We start from the raw sequence: 23,045 nt of genomic DNA on the forward strand, positions 1-23,045 counted from the left end.
CTCATGGCAAGCACGATCGAGTTGCCGAAACTGTCCACGCCCGCCGGCGGCGGAGCCGTCCGTGGCATGGGCGAGAGCTATGCCGCCGACGACTTCACCGGGGCGGCGACTTTCCGGATCCCGGTTCCCGCCTCCGAGTGCAGGGAAGTCACCCCGCAGTTGGTGCTGGGCTACACCAGCGGCGGGAGCAACGGCGCGTTCGGCCTTGGCTTCGAGCTGGCCCTGCCCCGGATCTCGCGACGGACCGACGCCGGCATCCCGCGATACGACGACAGCGACGAGTTCATCGCCGATGGCGAAGTGCTGGTGCCGGCCCTGGAACAGGCCGGCGACCAGTGGCGGCCGATCGTCTCGCCGCGCTCCGCCCACGGCATCGACTATGAGGTGCGGCGCTACCGCAAGCGCGTGGACGGCGACGGGACCCGCTTCGAGCGCTGGCGACGGCTGAGCGACAACGACGAGCACTGGCGCATCGCCAGCGCCGACGGCAGCGTGGCGGTGCTGGGCGCGGATCCGGCCGCCCGCATCGCCGACCCGGACGCGCCCGCGCGGGTGCTCAGCTGGTTGATCGAGTATTCGCTCACCGCCCTGGGCGATCGCGTCGAGTACCGCTACAAGGCCGAGGACGGCGACAACATTCCTTCCGTGCCCAGCAACGCGGGACGCGATCACCGTGCGAACCGGTATATCGCCGAGATCCGCTACGGCGCCTACGACGACGGCCAGGGCGGCCTGGCCTACGCGATGCGGGTGGTGTTCGACTACGGCGAGTACGACATCTCGGCCGCCAATCCCGACCCGTATGCGCCGGTACGCACCTGGCCCGCGCGGCCGGACCCGTTCTCCAGCTACCGCAGCGGATTCGAGATCCGCACCTATCGCCTGTGCCGTGGCGTGCTGATGTTCCACGCACTGCCCGAGCTCGGCGCGCAGCCCTGCCTGGTCGCGGCGACCGTGCTGAGCCACACCGTGCAGGACGGCCTGTCGGTGCTCGATCGGGCCGTGCAGCGGGGCTATCGCCACGACGACGCTGGATGCACGATGCTGGAGGTGCCGGGGATCGCCCTGGACTACCAGCCATTCGAACCGGCGCGCCAGAGCTTCCAACCGGTGGCGCCGGCACGGGGCAGCTTCCCGGCGCCGTTGTCGCAGGGCGAGTTGATCGTCGCCGACCTGTTGGGCGAAGGCCTGCCGGGGCTGCTCTTCAGCACCCCGTCGGCCTGCCAGTTCTGGCGCAACCTGGGCGATGGACGCTTCGCGGCGGCGCTCACCCCGCAGGCGATGCCGGTGCAGCGCGACGTATCGAGCGGACGGCAGTTGCTGACCAGTCTGCAGGGCAATGGACAGCTGGACTGCGTGGTGGCCGAGAGCGGCCAGGCCGGCTATTACCGGTACCGGCGCAACTCGGGCTGGAGCGCGTTCCAGGCCTTTCCGCAATGGGCGCCGGAATCGGCCACTGCCGCGGCCCAGTACGTCGATCTGAGCGGCAGCGGGCTGACCGACCTGCTGGTGATGCAGGACGCGTCGTTGCGCTGGTATCCCGGCAGGGGCGAGGAAGGCTATGGCGAGCCGGTGGAGCTGGTCCTGGAGGCGGGCGTGCCCGACCCGCGCAGCTCGTCGCAGACGGAGCTGGTGGACTTCGCCGATCTCATCGGCGACGGCGGCGCGCACATCGTCCGCATCCGCGACGGCAGCGTGGAGTGCTGGCCGAGCCTGGGCTACGGACGGTTCGGCGCGCGGGTGCTGTTCGATGCCGCGCCGGTCTTTCCCGGCGGATTCGACGCCAGCCGGTTGCGGCTGGCGGACATCAGCGGCTCCGGCGGCGCGGACCTGATCTACTTCGGCGAACGGCAGGCCCATGTCTACCTCAACCTGGCCGGCGACGGCTTCGCCGAGCCGGTGACGGTGGAGTTGCCGGCGGCCTATTCGCAGCTCAGCTATGCCGGCAGCGCCGATCTGCTCGGCGGCGGCAGCCACGACCTGCTGCTGGGCACCGCCACCCAGGGGCAGTGGCTGATCGACTTCACCGGGGGACGCAAGCCCTGGCTGCTTTGCGCCGTTCGCAACGACCTGGGCGCCAGCACCGAACTGACCTACGCCAGTTCGAGCCGGTTCGCCCTGGACGACGCCCTCGCCGGCCGACCGTGGCCCTGCACGCTGCCGTTCCCGGTCCAGGTGCTGACCCGGGTGGTCCGCACGGAACCGTTCTCCGACGCACGCGACACTCTGCGGCTGGCGTATCACGACGGCTACTACGATCCGGTCGCCCAATCGTTCCGCGGATTCGGCCAGGTCGAACGCTGGACCGAGCAGACCGTCGACGGCCAGGCCTTCGCCCCCACCGCGCATACCCGGACCTGGTACGCCACCGGCGCCTTCGTCGACGGCGACCTGCTGACCCTGCAATACCTGCGCGACTACTGGCACGGCGAGGCCGGCCGGCAACCGGCGCCGCCGGACAGCGCCATCCGCACCCTGGAGGCGCCGCCCGACGCCGCACTGCTGCGGGTCGCCCAGCGCGCGCTGAAGGGACAGGTCCTGCGCAGCGAGAGCTATGGGCTGGATGGCGGCCCGCAGGAGGACCGGCCGTTCACCGTGATCGGCAACAGCTACACCCTGGACGAAGTGCAGCCGGGCAGCGGCGATCACGACGCGGTGTTCCAGGTGTCGGCGCGCGAGACCGTCACCGCGGTCTATGAGCGCGACGCGCAGGATCCTCGCATCAGCCAGCAGTTCACCCTGGAGGTGGATGCCTACGGCCACGTGCTGCTTGCGGTCGAGGTCGCCAACCGGCGCGGCAACACCTCCAACGGCGTGCCCGCCACCGCCTGGCCGGCGTTCCAGACCGAGGCGCTGGCGACCGCCCGGCAATCCACGTTCGCCGCGCCGCTGGAGCACGGCGACGCCTTCATCGTGCCGGCACTGGAGGACATCGCCTACCAGTTGGGCCAGGTCGCGCCCACGGCCGGCGGCTGGCTGGATTTCGACACGGTGCTCGCGCGGACTCGGACCGCGCTGCAGCACGTCATCCCGCCGGAACAGGCCTTCTCCGGCGCGCAACCGCAGGCCCGCCTGCGCCTGGACTCCCGCCAGATCTACTGGGACGCGGCGCAGGCGCAAGCGCTGCCGTTCGGCAACGTTGCCTGGCCGGGGCTGCTGCACCACGCGCTCGCCACGCGCATGAGCATCGGCATGGTGGCGCAGACCTATGGCGATCGCCTGAGCGCGGAACAGTTGCAGGACGAAGGCTTCCTGCAACGCGATGGCGACTTCTGGTGGGCGCCGGGCGACATCACCCGCTATACCGACGCCACCGGCTTCCACCGCCCCGTGAGCGCCACCGACGCGGCCGGCAACAGCGTCAGCGTGGGCTACGATCCCTACGCGCTGCTGCCGGTCTCGATCACCAACGCCGACGGCACCGCACGGGCGGTGCCGGACTATCAGACCTTGCAGGCCACGACGCTGACCGACGTCAACGGCGTCGTCGACCAGGTACTGCCCGACGCCCTGGGCCGGGTGGTCGTCGCCACACGCTTTCATGCGCCCGCGGGCGGCACCCGCCAGGGCGACGGCGACCTGTCCGGCTACGTCCCCAGGACCGCGACCGGAATCGACGAGGTACTGGCCGACCCGGCCGCCTACCTGCAGCAGATGACCGGGTACTTCTATTACGACTACGGCATCGGCAGCGAACAGCCCCCGGTGGTGCTCAGCGTGGCCCGCCAGCTGCATGTCAGCCAGCTGACGTCCGGGCAGTCCTCGCGCCTGAAGCTGGTGACGAGCTACAGCGATGCGCTTGGCCGTGGCCTGGAAACCAGGACCCGGGTCGAAGCGGCGGCCTGCGGACAGGAACAGGACGCCTGGGTCTGCAACGATCAGGTGCAGCTGGATGTGCAGGGGCAGGCGGTGAAGCGCTGGCTGCCCCGGTTCGGCGACACGGCCGCATTCACCGGCGATCGCGGCCAGTGGTACGACACCGACTGGCGCGATGCCCAGGGACGGGTCGTGGAGACCCTGACCGCCAAGGGCTTCATCGCGCGCAACGTCTATCGCGCCTGGACCGGCGAGCAGTGGGACCTGGACGACACGGTGCCGACCTCGCCCTACTACCTAGCCCATATCGGCGATACCTCGCCGGAATTCGCCGACGAACGTCGCGCGCTCGAGCAGGCCGCATTCTTCGCCGATACCTACCTGACCCAATGGCTGGACCCGCTCGGACGCGTGGTCGACCTGGAGCAGCGCAATCGCAGCACGGACGCACCGCAGGTCCAATCGATGGTGACCGCCAGCGTGCTCGATCTGGACGGCCGCACGCTGGCGCTGGCCGACCCGCGCTTCAGCGCCCGCAACGCCGCCGGCGATCCGCCGGTGTGGAACATCGTCAGCGGCTACGACCTGGCCGGCAACACCATGTCGCTGGACAGCATGGACTCGGGAACCCGCGTCGCCTTCAACGACGCGCTGGGACGCCTGGTCCATCAATGGGACGGCCGCGGCGTGCATTCGCGTCGCGACTACGACGCCATGAACCGGATCACCGGGATCTACGTGGATGGCGCGCTCGGCCTGCAACAGGTCGTGGAGCGACTGAGCTACGGCACCGATGCCGCCACCAACTCGATCGGCCGGCGCGTCGAGCTGCGCGACGCCTCCGGCGTGCTCAGCGAAGGCCCGTTCGACCTGGGCGGCAAGCCGGTCAGCAGCCGTTTCCAGCTGCGCGTGGACTACGTCGACGAGGTCGACTGGTCGCCGGGCAAGACCGTCGCGCTGGAACCGGCGCGCACCACACTCAGCGAGCGAAACGCCTTCGAACAGTTGATCGACAAGACCTGCGCCGACGGCAGCCGGCAACGGAACGACTACTACGCGATCGGATGGATGGCCTCCGCCGACCTGACCCTGGCCGGGGCCACGGCACCCAGCCAGGTGCTCGCGCAGGCGGTCTACTCGCCGGAAGGCAAGCGCGCCTCCGCGCAGCTGGGCAGCGACCTGCTCGCGGTTCGCCGCTATGAGGACAGCACCGGCCGGCTGCTGGGCATCGACACCTCGCGGCGCGGCGACGGCAAGGCGCTGCAGCGGATCGCCTACACCTACGACCCGGTGGGCAACGTCACCTGCGCCGAGGACGCCACGGTGCCGCTGGTGTTCTGCAACCAGTCCCAGATCGGACCGCGCCAGGACTACGGCTACGACGCGATCTATCGCCTGCGCCAGGCCAGCGGTCGCGAGAACCCGGCGATCGGCGCGGACAGCTACCGCACCGGTTTCAAGCAGAGCGTGTATATCCCGCTGTGCCCGGACAACCCCACCGACGCGACCAAGCTGGTGCCCTACCAGGAAAGCTACAGGTACGACGACTCGGGCAACCTGACCCTGCTGGAGCACACCACACCGGAGTCGGGCCTGTCATGGACGCGCCGGTACTCGGTGTCGGAATCCTCCAACCGCGTGGTCCTCGACGACGGCGATGGAAGCGGGGCCGATCCCGATGCGGCCTACGACGCCAACGGCAACATGGTCGACTTCGAGCACCTGCGCTCGATGGACTGGGACTGGCGCAACAAGCCGCACCGCGCAGTGACGATCGCCCGTAGCGGCGACGACGACGATGCGCAGTACTACGTCTACAACAGCGCCGGCCAACGCGTGCGGCGGGTCACCCAGCGCCTCACCGCCGGCGGCCTTCAGGTGGAGGACAAGGTCTATCTGGACGGCTGCGAACTGGTCCGCGAGCTGCCCGCATCCGGTCCGCCCGAGGTCGTGCGCACCGGCATATCGGTGGGCGAAGGCGGTGGCCGCCTGTTGATGGCCTACCACTGGCCCGCCAGCGACGGCCGCTCGCCGCAATGGCGGTTCCAGCTCGCCACCGTCACCGGCTCCGCGGCGCTGGAGGTGGAGGCCGACGGCTCGGTGATCAGCTACGAGGAGTACTTCCCCTACGGCGGCACCGCGATCATCGCCGGCAACTCGCAGACCGAGGTCGAGCTCAAGGATTACCGCTTCTGCGGCAAGGAATGCGACGCCACCACCGGGCTGTACTTCTTCGGCGACCGCTACTACGTGACCTGGCTGGCGCGATGGCTCAGCCCCGATCCCAACGGACCGGTCGACAGCCCCAACCTGTACCAGTACGTCGGCTGCAACCCGTTGTCGTATGTCGACCCCAGCGGCGGCTGCAGGGCCAAGATCAACGTGCCGCCATCGGGGACGACCACGGCGTTCAGCACCTTCGAGAGCAACTACCGCTACCTGAGCCAGAGCGAATCCGACGCCTATCAGCAGCTGGCCCAGGACATCAACGACTACGTATACAAGTACAACTCCGAGGCGACCGGCAGCTACGACGCGCGCCTGTCGCCGCAGCTCGAATACCGCGTGCTGTCGATGTTCGAGAAGTTCAAGCCGCTGCACATCGCATCCAACCCGGAATTGCTCAGCGTGTTCCGCACCGCCCAGGGCAACGCCGGCGTGGACGACGACACCGGCGGCATCAAGTCCTATACGAAGATGCGCTCGCCGTACTTCACCCGGGCGATGAACGACACCGAGATGGGCGACATCGTCGCCTCCGACGATTTCTACCGGACCGTGGAGCTGCACCACGGCGCCAAGAAGCAGTTCCTGCCCGAATACGCCACCAGCGCAAGCAACCTGTGGGCGCTCTCGCGCGGCGGAAGCAGCTACGGCGTGGTCGGCCAGCACGAGGGCGCGTTCCACACCGTCGGCGCGGCCAAGTTCGGCAACATCTACACCACAGAACTGCCCGCCTACACCGGTCTGCTGCTGCACTGGCAGGGGCTGAGGACGCTGAAAGGCGACGATCCGATGGATGCGTTCAAGCCCCCGCCGCCGCAGCCGGTCTTCACGACGCAGCCGTTGCTGCCGAGCTTCTCGACGCTGCTCAGCTCGATTCCGCAATCGTCGTTCACGCAGCCGGTGGTCCAGGGCTACGCCCCTCCTCAGCAGCCGATGCTGCTGTGGTCGCCGCAACCGTCGCCGACGTTCTTCCCCAATCAGTCCGGCGGCCACGGCTACCCGTCGACCAATCTCTACTGACGGCGCGGCCCCGCAGCCCGCGCCGTCCCCTTCTTCTGCCCCATGCAACGAGGTTCGCCATGCTCGACTCCTCCGTTCCAGGCACTCCCGTCGGCGCACGCCGGCCCGCAACCAAGTTGCGCGTAGCGCTCTCGGAGATCGCCCACGCCCACCCCACCCTGGCCGCCCTGCCGGCCGCCCGGTCCGGCCAGGACCTGCTCGCGCTGAACCTGTGGGACCGCGACACCCTGGCCCGGTTGGGACTCGACGGGGACGAGCACGCGGCCGCGCGGGCCTCGTTGCATCACTACCAGCGCATGGCCCAGATCGGCGTCGCGCCCGCCGGCGCCGACACCCTGAAGGCGCGAGGGCTGACCAGCGCGCATCATGTCGCGGCGGTGCCACGGCGCCGCTTCATCAGCGAGCACACCGATTGCCTGGGCTCGGCCGACGAAGCCGCGCGCGTGCATGACGAGGCCCGCGGCATCCAGGCCCGGGTCACCCACGCATGGGCGCGACTGCGCGACCAGTTGGCACCGCACGTGCGCGACAACCGCTATCTGCAGCCCGGCGACGAACTGGTCGAGGCGGTGGCCGACCTGCCCAGCTACACCGACCTATTCGGCACCCTGGACTACATGAAGGTGCCGGAGTGCCAGTCGGTGCTGGGCCCCTCGGCGTATTTCGTCGACCTGATGCGGGTGATCGAGGAGACCATCGTCGCCGAGAACCCCGGCATCGCCGACGCGTACAAGCTCGCCACCCGGCGGCCGGACATGTTCAGCACGCCGCTGACCTGCGCGAACGCGCTCGACCCGGTGTCCAAGGTCGCCATCATCAACGAGGTCATCTCCAAGCGCCTGAGCGGCGCGCTCGGCGCCGACACCGACTACGCGATCGCGACCCGGGTGTTTCCGTTCTTCCTGCCGCAGAACCTGCACCTGCTCGGCCTGCGCGCCACCCTGGGCATCGGCGGCCAGTCGCTGGCCTCGGTGTACGAGGACTTCCTCGCCCAGGACGGCGGAAGCGCGGACATGCCGCAGCCGGTCGATGTCGCCAGCGAGCTGCTGGCGCTGAGCAGCGAGCAGCGAGCCATCGTCGTCACCGCGGACACCACCGCCGATACGCTGGCCCAGTACTACGGCCTGCCGGCCGGGTCCGACGCGCCCTCGCCCATCGCGCTGGCCACCGACCTGGGCGAGGTCTCGGTCGCCAAGGACCAGCTGGCGATGACCGGCAGCGGATTCACCGACGCGGTCGTCGGCTGGGTGGTGAACGTCGGCGGCACCCTGCGGGTGATCAACAGCGTCGACAGCGCGACCACGATCAGCGTCGACACGCCCTGGCCCGCCGACCAGACCGGCGTGGCGGCGCAGGCCTATCCGCCCCAGAGCGTGGCGCAACTGGCGGTGTTCTCGAAGGTGACCGGGATCGACACGCCCGGCGTCTGCGACCTGCTGAGCCAGAACCTGAGCCCCGATGAGATCGCCGCCGGCCTGGCGGGCCGCTTCTACATCAACGCGACCGGCGGCGGCGCGCCGGTCGCGGTGCTCAGCGACCTGACCGACGCCAACTACAGCCTGGACCTGCTGACCGGCCTGAGCCTGGACCGCCTGGATCGCATCAACCGATTCCTGCGCCTGGCGGCCAGCTGCGCCTGGCCGCTGGCCGACCTCGACTGGGCGATCGCCTGCGCGGCAGGCGGCAACCTCGACGAGGCCGCCCTGCCCCAGCTCGCACTGCTGGCACGCCTGCAGGAACGCCTGTCCCTGTCCCTGGACGAGGCCTGCGGCCTGTTCGCGACGGTCAAGACCTACGGTCGCGGCAGCGACGTCCGCCCGCTCGACCTGTTCGACCGTGTCTTCAACGTCACCCGCGTGCTGGAGGACGGCTCGCCGTACCGCCCCCGCTACGCCGACAATCCGCTGTTCACCTCCGATCCGATCGAATGGTCGCCCAACGCCGACGACGGCGACAGCCGGCGTGTCCTCGCCTGGCTTGCCGGCGCGCTGCGACTGAGCGAGGCCGATGTGCGGCAGCTGGCCGCCGCCGTCGGCGGTCCGGCGCCGATCCTGCTCGACGTTCCCCGGTTGTCGCGCTTCTACGCGCTGGCGCGGCTGGCGCGCGCGCTCAAACTGAAATTCCCGGCGCTGATGCAGGCCATCGAACTGCTGGGCGACGGGATACCCGGGACGCTGGAAGCGGTGGCCGCGCTGGTCGCGTTCAAGGATGCGGCGGACCAGGCCGGACTGTCGCTGGACGACATCGGCTACATCACCAACGGCCCGGTGCTGGGCAAGCTGCCCGGCGCCCTCGACCCGCAGACGATCCCGTCCTTCCTGTCCACCCTGCGCACCCTCGGCAAGGCCTGGCTGCTGGAGCCGCACTCCTTCGTGTTCGACAACATCGATCCGGAGCGCTCGGCCAACCTGTTCAAGGCCTTCGTCAAGGCGGGCTGCATCGACGCCAACGGCGTGGTGCTGCTGTCCAGCCCGCCGCAGTTCGGCGCGGTGGCGCCGCTGTTCCCGGTCACCGTGAAGGCGCTGCAGGTCCGCCCGCTTACCCAGGCCGATGCCGAACAGGCCCATGCCGAGCTGAACGCCAACGGCATCCTGGCCGACAACGTGCTGACCGCCGAGGTCACGCCGGACACCGACCTGTCGTTCCTGTTCCCGGGCGATCCCAAGCAGAAATCCAAGATCGATGCCGTGCAGGACGTGCTGCTGCAGGCCAGTGGCGACATCGTCCACACCATCGCGGTCGTCGGCGACGCGCTGGGCGAGCAGTTGCTGGGCATCTATACCCAGCTGTCGTTGCTGTACGAAGACGAGGTCGAGATGGCCCAGGCGGTGACCTCGCTCACCCTGGGCGAACTGGGCGTGCCGCAGCAGATCCTGCTGACGCCGCCGACCGACATCGGCGCGGTGGTCGATGCGCTGGTCAATGCCGATCGCCTGGCCTATGCGGCCGGCAAGCTGGGCATCGAGGCCGCGGACATGGAAACCGCCTGCCTGATCCCGGTGGCGTTCGGCTTCGTCGACCTCGCCCACCCCAATCTCAAGGACCTGTACCTGCTGGCGACCTATGCGCGCCTGATCAGGGCGTTCTCGACCACCGGCTTCATGATCGCCGGCTATCTGATGGCGCCGATGCAGCCGCCGTACGTCAAGCTGCAGTCCCTGCAGGTGGTCACCGGCTGGCCGGTCGAGCAGTCCGCGGCGCTGATCGAGGCGTTGTGGGGCAGCAACGAGGGCTTCAACAGCCTGCCCGGTCTCGACCGCATGCGCGTGTGCTTCAACAGCGCGGACAACTCCGGCGTGGAGCTGGAGTCGATGCTGGCGCTGGCATCCAGCGCCCGCTACCCGCGAATGCCGTTGCCGACCTTCTCCGGAGGCGACGCCTCGGCCTGGGCCCGCTGGGCGCGACTGGCGCAGTCGGCGCTGGACATGCTCAAGGCCAAGTACGGGGACGCCGCCTGGGCCGAGATGTCGCGGCCGGCGGTCGACGCGGTGGCGGCCAATCGCCGCGACGCGCTGGTGGCGCTGGCGGTGCTGCTGTTGCGGCCGGACATTTCGATGATCGATTCGCCGCAGGGGCTGAGCGAATACCTGCTGATGGACGTGGAGTCGGGCAGCTGCAATACCACCACGCCGATCCTGGAGCTGACCCTGGCCGCGCAGATGTATCTGCAGCGCTGCCGCATGGCGCTGGAGCCGGGCGTGACCAGCGCCGAGATCTCCGACCTGACCTGGAGCTGGATGTCCAGCTACCGCCTGTGGGAAGCCAACCGCAAGGTCTTCATCTATCCCGAGAGCTACATCGACCCCACCCTCAGGCGCGCCCGCACGCCGCTGTTCTCGACCCTGCTGGAACAGTTGCAGCAGGGCGAGATCACCGATGCGGCGGTGACCAGCGCCTTCACCCAGTACCTGACCTCGCTGGACGAGCTGGCCAAGCTGCAGACGGTCGGCTCGGTCTACTGCACCGCGCCCGACCCGGATACCGGCGAGCTGGTCGACCAACTGATCATGGTCGGCCGCACCGCGGACGAACCGTTCGGCTACTACCTGCGGACGATGGAGGACGGCGTGATCTGGTCGGCCTGGCACAAGATCGACCTCAAGATCCCCGCGCCCAACGTCACCCCGGTCCACGCCTTCGGTCGCCTGTTCCTGTTCTGGGTGGAGACCGAGGAGGCCAGCATCGGCCTGATGGAGGGCACCAGCCAGGAAAACGTCAGCAGCCTGCGCGGTTCGATCCGCTACTCCTACCAGCGTCTGGACAAGACCTGGACCGCGCCGCAGCCGGTGCTGAGCGGCATCGTGTTCGACGCGATGCCGGACACCTACTCGACCTCGCTGCTGAGCACGAACAGCGACGACCCGCTGTCGGGCATCGATGTCGGCCAGCCGTACTGGTACCGGCCCTACGTCACCGTGGTGCCGGACGCGCCCGGGATGTCCGAACGCCTGGTGGTGGCCTTCGGCAATGCCTACGAGGCCAAGACCACCTCGACACTGAACCCGCCCGACAGGAACGACCCCGCCGCCGACCGCCTCCAGCTCAACGAAAGCGTCTACAACGCCTCACGGGTCGCCAATGCGGTACCCGCCGGCACCCCAGGCTCGGTGCAGTTGCTGCCGGTGGCCGTGCTCGACGACACCCTCTCCATCAGCGAAGCGTGGGCCTTCTTCCAGGACCACGACGGCGCGCCGCAACCCTTCGGCGCCACCGCGTACGAGAACACGTTCCGGCTGATTCCGAGCCAGAACGTGCTGATCGACAACATGCTCTCGGAAGGCTCGGATTACTACGAGCGTGTGTATGCCGGCGGCGTCACCACCTCCTGCCTGTACAGCCTGTCCCGTCAGGCCCAGGTGATCGGCGTGGCCAACATGCCCGGCTGGTGGGTCTTCGACAACGGCGACGAAGCGTTCCTGGCGGTGACCACCGAGGTCACCTTCAAGCAGATCGAGAAGATCGTCAGCATGGCGCCGAACGCGCTGTCCCTGGCCGACGGTCCGGACGAGGTGTCGCTGAGCTGCGCCGCCTACAGCGACGAACCGATCAACGTGCAGGACGCGGTGGTGCAGTTCACCCGCCTGAGCACGGGCGCGGTCGGACACATGAACCGGGCGCTGTTCTCCGGCGGCATCGAGGCCCTGCTGTCCAACGCCACCCAGGTCGCGCCGGGACCGGGCTCGCTGTGCTTCACCCGTTTCTACAGCTCCACGCCGAACATCACCGCAACCTGCGAGCCGCAGGGCGGCGGCATGCCGCCGCCGCCGAACACGATTCCGCCGGACGTGCTCTGCGGCGGACAGGTCGATTTCAAGGGCGCGTACCGGCCGTACTTCGAGGAAGTCTTCTTCCACATCCCGTTCCTGCTGGCGACGATGCTCAGCGCCAACCAGCGCTTCGCCGAGGCCCAGCGCTGGTACGACTTCGTGTTTGATCCCACCGCCGCGGTGCAGGACCCGGATGCGCCGCAGCCGGCGGTGTTCTGGCAGTTCCAGCCGTTCCGCGAGGACACCTCGATGCCGTCGTTGTCGCAGGAGTTGTCCGACAACGCGGCGATCCTGCGCTGGAACAAGCACCCGTTCGATCCGTATTCGGTGGCGGACCTGCGTCCCAGCGCCTTCAGGAAGACGATGGTGATGCACTACATCGACAACCTGCTGGACTGGGGCGACGCGCAGTTCGCGCTGGATACGCGCGAGTCGCTCAACCAGGCGCTGCTGCTGTACCTGATGGCCTACGACCTGCTCGGACCCAGGCCGCGCGAACGCGGCACCATGCCGACGCCGGCGCCGCTCAACTTCCAGGACATCCTCGACACCTACGGCGACGACATCCCGCAGTTCCTGATCGAGCTGGAGACCGCGTTGCCGCCCGCACCGCCGGCCCGGTTCCAGTACAACCCGGCCCCGTTCAACCTGATGCAGACCTATTTCGGCGTCGGCGAAAACGCCGACCTGGTCGCCTACTGGTCGCGCATCGAGGACCGCCTCTACAAGCTGCGCCATTGCATGAACCTGGCCGGCGTGGTCCGGCAACTGCCGTTCTACCAACCGCCGATCGACCCCAACGCCCTGGTCGCGGCGGTCGCCAGGAACGGTGGGCAATTGCCGGAGGTGATGGACCACAGTCCGGCGGCGGCGCCGAACTACCGCTTCCGCACCATGCTGGAACGGGCCAAGTCGCTGACCCAGACCCTGATCGGCTTCGGCGGCTCGCTGCTGGCGGCGCTGGAGAAGAAGGATGCCGAGGCGCTGGCGCTGCTGCAGAACGTGCAGGAGCGTGCCGTGCTCAGCCTCGGCACGCAGATGAAGGAACAGCAGGTCATCGATGCCGAGCAATCCCTGGCCGGTCTGCAGACCTCCTATGCCTCGGCGGTCTACCGCCAGAACTACTACGCGAACCTGATCGACGAGGGGCTGTCGCCGGCCGAGGAGGTCAACATCGCGATGATGGCGCTGGCCAACGTGTTCCAGACCCAATCCGGCGTCATGCGGGCCATGTCCAGCGCCGCCCACCTGATCCCGAACGCGGGCTCGCCGTTCGCGATGACTTACGGCGGCATCCAGATCGGCTTCGCCTTCGATGCCGCTTCGGCGATCTTCGACACGATCTCGCGCAACTTCGATTTCGCCTCCTCCCTCAGTTCGGTGCTGGCCGGCTATCAGCGCCGCAGCCAGGAGTGGTCGCTGCAGGCGCAGCTGGCCGGCTACGAGGCCAGCCAGCAACAGAGCCAGATCGCCGCCGCGCAGGCGCGGGTGACGATGGCCCAGCGCGATCTGCAGTTGAACGGTCTGCAGATCAGCCAGGCCGACGACACCGAGCGCTTCCTGACCGAGAAGTTCACCAACGCTGAGCTGTACAACTGGATGTCATCGCGGCTGTCCACGCTGTACTTCCAGACCTACAAGCTCGCCTTCGAGCTGGCGATGGCGGCCCAGCGGGCCTACCAGTACGAGATGGACAGCGACGCCACCTTCGTCGACTTCCGCTACTGGGACAGCGGGCGCAAGGGTCTGCTGGCGGGCGAGGGCCTGCTGCTGGGGCTGAGCCAGATGGAAAGCAGCTTCCTGTCCGGCAACACGCGGCGCCTGAGCATCAGCAAGACCGTCTCGCTGCGCGACCTCAACCCCAAGGCCCTGCTGGATCTCCAGAACACCGGCACCTGCAGCTTCGGATTGAGCGAACTGCTGTTCGACCTGGACTACCCGGGCCACTACTGTCGCCGGATCCAGGGCCTGAAGGTCACCGTGCCCTCGGTCGTGGGACCGTACCAGGACCTGCACGGCCTGTTGACCCAGACCAGCAACACGATCCTGATGAAGGACGATCCGGAGGCGGTCGCCTTCCTGCTCGGCGAGGAGACCTCGACGCCGGTCGACGGCGCGCTGCGCTTGAACTGGCGCGGCCAGCAGCAGATCGCCGTGTCGCGCGCGATCGACGACGATGGCGCGGGCGTGGAGTCCGGCGAAGACCGCTACGCGCCCTTCGAGGGCACCGGTGCGGTGTCGCAATGGCAGCTGGACATGCCCCAGCGCAACAACGGCTTCGACCTGGGCACGATCTCGGACGTGATCCTGCAGATCGACTACACCGCGCAGGCCGGCGGCCCCGGGTTCCGCAAGACCGTGACCGACATGCTCCCCACCGACATCGCCGGCGGTCGCCTGCTGGAGCTGAGCCAGTACACCGGCGCGTGGTACGCCTTCATGAACCCCGCCGCGGACGACACCGTGCAGACCCTGCAGTTCCGCGTGCCGCGCAACCTGTTCCCGTTCAACATCGACGGGGCGGTATCGCTGTCGGGCGCCTACCTGCAGCTGGTGGTCGAGCACACCACCTTCGTCGGCCCGATGCCGGTCACGCTGTCGGTGCCGGGCGAGGCCGACCCGACCCCGCTGACCTTCGCCAAGGACACCATTTCGGTGGCGACTTCGCTCGACGTGGAGCTGGACGCGACGGCGAACTGGGTCCTGCAGGTGAAGCGCTCCGACATCCCCGCCGAACTGAAGCTGGGGGACCGCCTGGACCCGGCCAGGCTGGTCGGGATCTACCTGGTGCTGACCTTCAGCGGACAGGTGGCCTGAACGTCCTGCCGCCGCCCTCCTGTCGGGGAAGGCGGCGGCCCGGCCTGATCCGGCCGGACAGATCGGGCCGGACAGATCGGGCCGGCCGGATCAGGCCGCTCGGATCAGGGGTATGGAATCCCCACCGGGGTCGAGCTCAACGAATCCTTGGGCCGGCCCCGGATGATGGGCTCGACCACGACGGTGTAGACCCCGCCCGGATCGCAGGTGAAGTCGACCTGATTGCCGGTCGCGGCGGGATCGCCGACCTCGAAATTGTTGAGCCGGGTGGCGCCGGTGATGATGCCGATGACGAAGCCCTCGCCCCCGTTGTAGTTCACCACCTCCCAGTTCACGGTGACGACGTCGGCCTCGTAGGAGGTCGAGGTAACCACCATCGGTTGCTCCGCGGCCGCAGTGGAACCGCCGGCGCTGCGGGTATCGTTGTCCGTGTTCTTGGCGCTCATGGATGCTGCTCCTTTGCTTCCGCTTTCGCCTCGGCCAATGCCGCCTTCATCGCACCGTCGCCGACCAGGATGCCGCCGGCGAAGTAGGTCGACCCCTGCTTCGGCGACACCCGCGCCGGCGTCAAGACCAGGTCGTAGACCTGCAGCGGCTCGGGCAACACCTCGGCGACGATGCGGGTCACCGGTGACGTCCCGCTGCTGGTGGTCAACTCGTCGCCCAGCCGCAGCTCCTGCGCCTGGACGATGCCACGCCGGGTCGGAATCGCGTGGATGGTGCTGACCTGCACGCTCTGACCGCCGGCCAGGGTCAGCGTCACCGACGCCTCGCGCATGCCCGAGGCAATGGCGGCGATCTCCAGGTCGCCGCCCTCGCTCTGGACCCGGTCCCCCACCTTCAGCTGCTCCACCGCCCGGGCGACGCCGGAAGCGAGGGTGACCCGGGTGCCCTTGGCGATGCAGCCGGCGACCACTTGCACCGGCGGGATCTCGCGCGCGGTGATGGTGTCCTCGTCGATCTGGCTGCTCACCGTGGCCCAGGCCGGGCGTCCCTGCACGCGCACCGAAACGACCAGCGAGAAGTCGTACGCCCCGGTGGCGATCGCGCAACCGTTGTCGAAGCGCAGCGGATCGAACGACCAGCTCAGCGTGTCTCCCTCGACCCGCGTCCCCGGGTCTTCGAAGAAGGCATCGTCCAGCTCGGCGATCCGGCACGAGGCGGTCCCGTCCGGCGCCAGCATCACCAGCGTCGCGCTGGCATTGCTCGGCTTGCCCGAGCCGTCGACGTCGATATCGCCGTCGAACACCGCCGACCCGGCCACCGGCAACTGCAGCGGGGGCGGCGAGTCGATCGCCGCGAGCACGAAGTTGCAGGCCGGCGCGGGCGCTCCGGCGGCGGTGGCGCGATTGATGCACACCTGCACGTCGGTGTTGTCGGGTGCCGCGGCATTGAGCACCGGGGCCTGGTTCTCGACCCGGGTCGGATAGCCGGCAACGTCGCCACTGGCGTAATAGACGTCATGCGAACCGTCCGAATACAGCACGCTCGCGGTCGCCAGCGCGTTGAGCGGACGCTGCTCCGGGTTCTCGCCTCCGGAGACGTTGACCACCGCCGAGGGACTTTCGGTGACCTCGGTCGTGCCGCTCGCGACGACGGCGCCGCCCGGGCCGGTCATCATCAGGGTCAGGGTGATCTTGTAGACATCGTCGTCGGAGACGTACAGGGCGCCGCTGGACACTGTCTTGCCGGCGTCGTCGCTGCCGAATCCCAGCAGGGTGAGGACCTGGTTTCTGGTGGCCTGGTTCCTGCTGGACTCGTTCCCGCTGCCCAGATTCATGCCGGCCCGCCGCTGACCGGCGCCCGTCCACTGGTACAGCGGACTGTCCGCCGCAACGCCGGCATGCCGCAGGTGGTCGCGATAGGCGCGTTGCTGCAGCGGATCGTCCAGATCGAGCAGACGCGCCCGCGGCGCCGGCTCAAGCCGCCCGGATTCCATCGCCGCCGCGTCCGCCTGCGCCTTCGATGGCGCCCATGGCGCCATCGCCAACAGGGTCGCCAGCGCCAGGGCGGCGGCCCGTGAACCGATATTCTGCATGGTCATTTCGCACTCCCTTGCGATGCATCGGTGGGGGGATACGGGATCGGAACCACGTTGCTCTGGTTGGCCGTGTCGGGAAATCCCGGACGCAGGATCGGCGTCACCCAGACCTGGTACTCGTCGCCGGCCTTGAGCAGGACCCCGAATGTCTTGGAAACGGCGTCGGGGTCGTCGACCGGCACGTTGTTCATGCCGACCGAGACCTGCAGCAGCGTGACGATGTAGCCGGAGAGTCCCGATTCGGAGAACGGCTCCCACTCCACCGTGACCGCCGAACCGTCATAGCTCGCCGAGGTGATCACCATCGGCGAGGTGGTGTCCCTGCCCGCGCCGCTCATGGCTTCACCGAGGCGGCTTGTTCCTTCACCCAGTTGTCGAAATCCGCGTGCCACGCGGCCGGAACGCGATGGCGCAGCTGCGCCGGGCTGCCGGCACGGTCGGCCGCGGCGCGCTTGCGGGCCAGTTCGCCCTGGACCGCCGCATCGCCCACCAGCACGGAGCCGGCGAAGAAGGCGGCATCATCTCGCTCGGCGATGAAGGCGCCGTCGCCGCCCAGCACGCCCAGGTTGTAGACGTTGAACGCCTGCGGCACCTGCTGCATCGACACCTCGACCAAGCGGCTCTCGCCGTCGGGACCGTAGATGACGTCGCCGACCTTCAATTCGCGCGCCTGGACCATGCCGCCGCGGGTAGCGACCGGGTGCAGCGGGGTCAGCCGCACGTTCCTGCCCGCGCTGTCGGTGAGCTCCACCGATCGGGTATCCCACCCCGTGGTGCGCCACTCGACCACGACCGGGCCGCCATCACGACCGCGCAGGCGATCGCCGCGGCGCACGTCCTCCACCGCCTTGAGGCTGCCATCGGCCATCAGGATGGGCGTGCCTTCGACGATGCAGCCATACTGCAGCTGCAGGTCCTTGGTGATGAGCGTCGATACCGTGGGTTTGGTGTTGGGCGCATTGGTGATCGTCGCCCACACCGGCACTCTCTCGATATTGAGCATCAACGCCAGCGTCAGCGTGTAGTACTCGTTGTTCTGCCAGCACACCGTTCCGAAGTCGGCCGGCTCCAGGTCCCAGGTGATCGTGTTGCCGTTGACCTTGGTGTTCGGGTCGTTCATGAACGACTCGCCGATATCGACCAGCTTGCAGTTGCCGCCGGTGGTGCGCCCGGTCAGCGACAACGACACGCTGTAGCTGCCCTTGGCCGGCTTGCCGGTGGCCGGGTCCACGTCGATGTTGCCGAAATACTGCACCGACCCCTTGAAGGGGAACTTGATGTTCGGCGGCATGTGGCCCGGGTCGGTGGGGCCGTAGTCGCATTCGGTCGGCGCCGACGGGTCGGGATTGGCCCGGTTCAGGCATACCACGATGTGGTCGTTGGTGGTGGTGACGACCGGCTTGTCGTTGTTGATCTGCTTGGGAAAGTAGCCACCGCTCATGACCGCGTAGACGGGGCCGTACGGCTTGCCGGTGTTGTCCTCGCCGTAATAGACCCCCAGCGCGTCGATCGCGCCGCCGGTGTTGTTCTCGCCCAGTCCGCTGTCCACGGCCATGTCGCGGCCGCCGTCCCACTCCTCGGCATGGTTGGTCTTGATGACCTCACCCTGGTCGTTGGTGACCGTGACCATGGTGTTGGAGTAGTGCGAGCCGTTGAACATGGTGCTGAACGCGGTGGAATCGATGGTCTTCCAGTCGTTGGTGCCGATGTTCAGTACCGCGTAGTCGTCGCTCGGGGTGTCGGCGCCGATGAAGGCCGCGTTGCGCGGCGACAGCGCCGGCAGCGCCTCGCCGTTCGCGCGCAGGGCCAGATGCGCTGCCTTGACCTGCGCCAGCGTCCGGTACAGGTGCGGGCGGTTCTCCGGCGTGAGGCCGTTGAGCCGCAGCAGGGCCCGATAGGCCCGCTCGTTGGCGGGATCGGACAGATCCATCAGCGCCGCCTCGCCGCGCTCCGGCGCGCTGTCGATCAGTTGTCTCAGGTCGTTCGACTCCTGCGCGCTCAACCTGGCCGGCTCGCCGGCGTGTGCAATTGCGACGAGGCCCAGCGACGCGAGGCCGAGAGTTCGGATCCATCTCGTGAACATACCCATGCTCCTTAGGTAAGTGATCTTGGCGCGACAATCGTTCAGTCGTATGGTGCTGGCGCCGGGCCGGTGGCCGGCGCAGCCATGCTGATGCAGTGTCTTCCCCTTGCCGACGCGACGCCCTGTTGGCAGTCGTCGCGGCGCACGTATAGCACAGCGACCGTGATGCCCGGGCATCGACGCAAAAGCCCCGTCCACCCGGAATATCCGGCCCCGGAAGCGGCGATTCGATCCGCCCGGATCGGTTGCGGATTGCGGCGGCTGGCCACAGCCGCCCGCGACGCATCCGGGCGCCGGTGCGGAGGTCCAAATTCCGGATCGACGGGATGCGCCGCGAAACCGACGGGACCGCACGTCCCTCGGTTGCGCCGCATAGCGATGGCGTCCGGCGCCGCCGGACCGCTGCCCGCCCCGCCAGCTACCCGGTGTTCTGGATGCCCGCCGCGATCCCGTTGACCGTTGCCACCAGCGCGCGCAGGCGCTCGTCATCGGGGCTGCCGGCCTCGCGCCAGCGCGCGAGCAGATCGACCTGCAGCAGGCTGATCGGGTCGACATAGGGGTTGCGCAGGCGGATCGACTGGCGCAGACGGCGGTCGTGGGCGAGCAGGTCGTTCTCGCCCTTGATCGCGAGGACCGCGTCGCGGGTGCGTTCGAACTCTTCGGCGATGCCCGGGTGCATCGTCGCGTGCAGCTCGCCGGCCAGGCGCGAGTAGCGCTCGAAGATCGCCGGGTCGGACTTGGCCAGCACCATCTCGACATCGTCGACGAGGGTGCCGAAGAACGGCCAGTCGCGGGCCATCTCGGCCAGGGCATCGCGACCGTGCGTGTCCAGCGCCGTGCGCAGCGCGGTGCCGACGCCGTACCAGGCGGTCAGACCGCAGCGGTTCTGCGCCCAGGCGAACACCCAGGGGATGGCCCGCAGCGAACCGATCCCCGGCGCGCCGCCACCGCTGGCGCGCTTGGCCGGACGCGAGCCGATCCGCAGCCGCTCGATCACGTCGATCGGGGTCGCGGCGCGGAAGTAGGCCGGAAAGTCGGGATGTTCGTGGACGAGCGCGCGGTAGTGGGTGCGCGCGTCGGCGGCGAGCTGCGCGGCGATCTTCCGCCAACCGGCCTCGCGCGGTTCCGGCGGCCGCGGCCGCAGGGTCGCCCGCAGCACCGCGCCGGTGGTCTGTTCGAGGTTGCGCAGCGCGATCGCGCGGATGCCGTACTTGCGATGGATCACCTCGCCCTGCTCGGTCAGGCGCAGGGTGCCGTCGACCGAGCCGCGCGGGGCGGCGATCACCGCACGCTCGGTCTTGCCGCCGCCACGGCTGATCGAACCGCCGCGGCCGTGGAAGAACGCGATCCGGATGCCGCTGTCGTGGGCGAGCCGGGTCAGCGCGATCTGGGTCTGCTGCAGCGCCCAGCGCGAGGCGACGATGCCGCCGTCCTTGGCGCTGTCGGAATAGCCGAGCATCACCATCTGGCGGTTGCCGCGCGCGGCCAGGTGGGCGCGGTACAGCGGGTCGGCGAACAGCGCCTCGAGGGTGTCGGGCGCGGCGGCGAGATCGTCGACGGTCTCGAACAGCGGCGCCACGTCCAGCGGCACTTCGCCGGCATCGTCGGTGCACTTGGCGACCCGCGCCAGCGCCAGCACCGCCAGCGCGTCGGCGGCGCTGCGACTCATGCTGATGATGTAGGGGCCGAACGCGCGCGCGCCGAACCGCGGCCGCAATTCGGCGACGGCGCGGAACACCGCCAGCACGGCGGCCGCCGGCTCGGGCTCGACCGCGGGCGTCTCGACGCTGCCGTCGACGATGCCGTGCAGGCGCCCGGCGCGCTCGCTCGGCGAGCGCTGCGCCCACTGCGGGTCGTCGAACACCGCCGCCAGCGCGGCATCGTGCACCGCCGAGTCCTGGCGCAGATCGAGGGTCGCCAGATGGAAGCCGAAACACTGCGCGCGCCGGCGCAGGCGCCGCACCGCGAACAGTCCGGCGTGCTCGCCACCGTTGCCGAGCAGGCTGGCCTCGATCGCCTCGATGTCGGCGAGGAAGCCGGCCGCATCCTCGTAGCCGCCCGGCGCCTCCTTCACGGTCAGGTCGATGCGCTCGATCATCAGCGCGAGCAGATTGCGGTACGGCATGTCGGCATGGCGCGGACGCAGTCGCGCGGCCGCCAGCGGCAACCGCTTCCGGTAGTCCTCCAGGCGCTCCAGCACCGCGGCGTCGACCGCGACCCGGTGCAGCGACTGGCTCAGCAGCTCGCCCAACGCGGCCAGGTCGCGGCGGTAGGCCGCCAGCACCAGTCCTCGCTGGCCGACCAGCGAGGCGACGATGGTGTCGGCGCCGACATTGGGATTGCCGTCCATGTCGCCGCCGACCCAGGTGCCGAAGCCCAGCAGCGGCGGCAGCGTATCCCCGGACGGCATCTCCCCGGACGGCATGTCCCTGGACGGCATGCCCTTGGACGGCGTGTCGCCGATGCCGTAGTTCTCGCGCAATGCCTCGTCGAAGGCCTCGTGGAATACCGGCAGCACCTTGTACAGCACTTCCGACAGATAGAAGCCGACGTGCTCGAACTCATCGGCGACGCTGGGCTTGGCGGCCGGCGCCTCGGCGGTCTGCCAGCTCGCGGTCAGCGCCAGGCGGATGCGCTCGCGGTCGGCGCGGCGTTCGGCCGGGGTCAGCCCGCGGTCGATGTCGTCGACCAGGCAGGCAACGATCTGCCGCTCCTTCTCCAGCAGCGCGCGCCGCACCGCCTCGGTCGGATGGGCGGTGAACACCGGCTCGATGCGCAGCCGCGGCAGCAGTTCCAGCACCTCCTCGGCGCTGACGCCCTGTCCGGCCAGCGACGCCAGCACGTCGCGCAGACTGCCCGGCTGCGCGCCGGCGCCGCTGCGCTCGTAGTCGCGGCGGCGGCGGATCCGGTGCACGCGCTCGGCCAGATTGACCGCCTGGAAGTAGGTCGCGAACGCGCGCACCAGGTCGCTGGCCTGGGACAGCTCGATCCCGGCCAGCGCGGCGGCCAGCTCGTCGACCGGCGCTCCGGCCTCGCGTCGCCGGATCGCGCTGCGGCGCAACGCCTCGACCTCGCCCAGGAACGCGTCGCCGCGTTGTTCGGCAAGGATCTCGCCGACCAGGGCGCCCAGTGTCTTGACGTCCTCGCGCAACAGCGCGTCGGTGGATGCGAACTCGACGATCCGCAACGGCTCTTCCGAAGACTCGGCGTGCAACTGGCTTGATTCACTCATCCGCCGAGCGTACCGCACTGCAACATCGCATGCGCGTCGGTTGCGCCCGCAACCGTCTGCGAGACGCCCGCCTCCGGTATCCGACGGGCGGTGACCGGGATCCGGTGTCCACAACGTCTGGTTGGCTGTCCCACACCGGTGAATGATCATGCGTACGATCGCCGCCCTACTGACCCCATGCCTGGCCGCTCTGGTCGCGGCCACCGCCTGCCAGGCGCCCGATGCCCGCCCGGAAACCGGGGCGCCGCCGCTGTTCGACGACTTCGGCGACCTGCATCGCGATACCGGCAGCGACATCGCCGCCGCGCAGCGCTACTTCGACCAGGGCCTGCGGATGACCTACGGGTTCAATCACGAGGCCGCCGGCCGCGCCTTCGCCGAGGCCGCGCGACTGGATCCCGGATGCGCGATCTGCGTCTGGGGCCAGGCCCTGGTGCTGGGCCCGAACATCAACATGCCGATGGACCCGTCCCACGCCGCCGACGCCACCCGCCTGGCGCGCGCCGCGCTGGCACTGGCCGACCGCGCCGGTCCCGCCGACCG

At 69.1% G+C, this 23,045-nt stretch carries 7 protein-coding genes and 1 pseudogene; 3 read left to right on the top strand and 5 right to left on the bottom strand.

Translation table 11 applies throughout. The features are described from left to right. Positions 1–3: 3 nt before the first annotated feature. A complete protein-coding gene (locus tag FKV24_RS06005) occupies positions 4–7,062 on the top strand; it encodes a SpvB/TcaC N-terminal domain-containing protein (protein WP_141481724.1) in 7,059 nt (2,352 codons plus the stop codon). A 59-nt stretch (positions 7,063–7,121) separates the two neighbouring features. Then, positions 7,122–15,146: a Tc toxin subunit A-related protein gene (locus FKV24_RS06010; RefSeq protein ID WP_141481725.1), complete on the top strand. Its 8,025-nt coding sequence runs from the start codon at positions 7,122–7,124 to the stop codon at positions 15,144–15,146. Between the two features lie 104 nt (positions 15,147–15,250). On the opposite strand, the gene FKV24_RS06015 is transcribed toward FKV24_RS06010, so the two are convergent. The 5 genes from FKV24_RS06015 to ppc form a co-directional block, all read right to left on the bottom strand. Continuing rightward, a complete protein-coding gene (locus FKV24_RS06015; RefSeq protein ID WP_141481726.1) occupies positions 15,251–15,592 on the bottom strand; it encodes a hypothetical protein in 342 nt (113 codons plus the stop codon). Continuing rightward, positions 15,589–17,190 (bottom strand): hypothetical protein, encoded by a 1,602-nt coding sequence (locus FKV24_RS06020; protein WP_170288222.1) that lies wholly within the window; start codon positions 17,188–17,190, stop codon positions 15,589–15,591. The genes FKV24_RS06015 and FKV24_RS06020 overlap by 4 nt, the downstream gene beginning before the upstream one ends. Next, positions 17,187–17,525 (bottom strand): hypothetical protein, encoded by a 339-nt coding sequence (locus FKV24_RS06025; RefSeq protein ID WP_111267698.1) that lies wholly within the window; start codon positions 17,523–17,525, stop codon positions 17,187–17,189. Before FKV24_RS06025 ends, FKV24_RS06020 begins: the two co-directional genes overlap by 4 nt. Continuing rightward, positions 17,522–19,270, bottom strand: a complete 1,749-nt coding sequence (locus FKV24_RS06030; protein WP_141481728.1) for a Hint domain-containing protein — start codon at positions 19,268–19,270, stop codon at positions 17,522–17,524. The genes FKV24_RS06025 and FKV24_RS06030 overlap by 4 nt, the downstream gene beginning before the upstream one ends. 418 nt (positions 19,271–19,688) lie before the next feature. After that, on the bottom strand, positions 19,689–22,502 hold the full coding sequence (gene ppc / locus FKV24_RS06035; RefSeq protein WP_141481729.1) for a phosphoenolpyruvate carboxylase: 2,814 nt from the start codon (positions 22,500–22,502) through the stop codon (positions 19,689–19,691). Positions 22,503–22,650: 148 nt separating this feature from the next. Here ppc and FKV24_RS06040 point away from each other — a divergent pair. Then, positions 22,651–23,045, top strand: a pseudogene (locus FKV24_RS06040) (hypothetical protein); the annotation flags it as partial.

The organism is Marilutibacter maris, assembly GCF_006546735.2.
In the GTDB taxonomy this organism is placed as follows: Bacteria; Pseudomonadota; Gammaproteobacteria; order Xanthomonadales; family Xanthomonadaceae; genus Marilutibacter; species Marilutibacter maris.